Here is a 714-nt window from a genome sequence, read left to right on the forward strand (position 1 = left end):
GGCCTGGTGGGTTACGAGATGGCTCTGTTGGTGGACCGGGCGGGTACGGTGCTGACCCCGGACCTCCGTGCCGAGCTGCAAGGAAGCCTTCTCAACTAGACCGCGCTCCCCCCCACACGAGCACCACAGTCCGCATCGCCGACCTCATGCCTCGCCCGGAGGAGCCATGACCCCGCCGCCCGCCTCACCCGGTTCGTACGGTGGCCTGAACGACCATATGCCGTACGGCGGCGAAGGCGACCAGCCGCTGGTGCGGCCGTACGCCATGACCGGGGGCCGTACCCGGCCGCGTTACCAGCTCGCCATAGAGGCGCTGGTGAGCACGACCGCCGACCCGGCACAGCTCATGGGGCTGCTCCCGGAGCACCAGCGGATCTGCCAGTTGTGTCAGGAGGTCAAGTCGGTCGCGGAGATCTCGGCACTGCTCGCCATACCTCTGGGGGTGGCGCGGATTCTCGTCGCCGACCTGGCCGAGGCCGGGATGGTGGCGATCCACCAGCCGGGCAGCAGCAGCGAGCCCGGCGGTGCACCGGATGTGACACTGCTCGAAAGGGTGCTCAGTGGACTTCGCAAGCTCTAGCCCACAGGCCGCCTACGGGGCTCCCGTATCGCGGGCCACCACCTCCGCGAAGATCGTGGTGGCGGGCGGGTTCGGCGTGGGCAAGACGACCTTCGTGGGCGCCGTGTCGGAGATCAACCCGCTGCGCACCGAGG

The 714-nt window shown here is 69.3% G+C and carries 1 protein-coding gene and 2 pseudogenes; all 3 read left to right on the forward strand.

The annotated features are described in order from the left end of the window. A pseudogene (locus IF47_RS0126730) lies at positions 1–99 on the forward strand (roadblock/LC7 domain-containing protein); the annotation flags it as partial. A 67-nt stretch (positions 100–166) separates the two neighbouring features. Beyond that, entirely contained in the window at positions 167–580 is a 414-nt protein-coding gene (locus tag IF47_RS0126735; RefSeq protein WP_031511601.1) for a DUF742 domain-containing protein, read from the forward strand. Continuing rightward, positions 561–714: pseudogene (locus tag IF47_RS29965) on the forward strand (ATP/GTP-binding protein); the annotation flags it as partial. The gene IF47_RS0126735 and the pseudogene IF47_RS29965, both read left to right, overlap by 20 nt.

The sequence above is a fragment of the Streptomyces megasporus genome (assembly GCF_000718985.1).
Lineage (GTDB): Bacteria > Actinomycetota > Actinomycetes > Streptomycetales > Streptomycetaceae > Streptomyces > Streptomyces megasporus.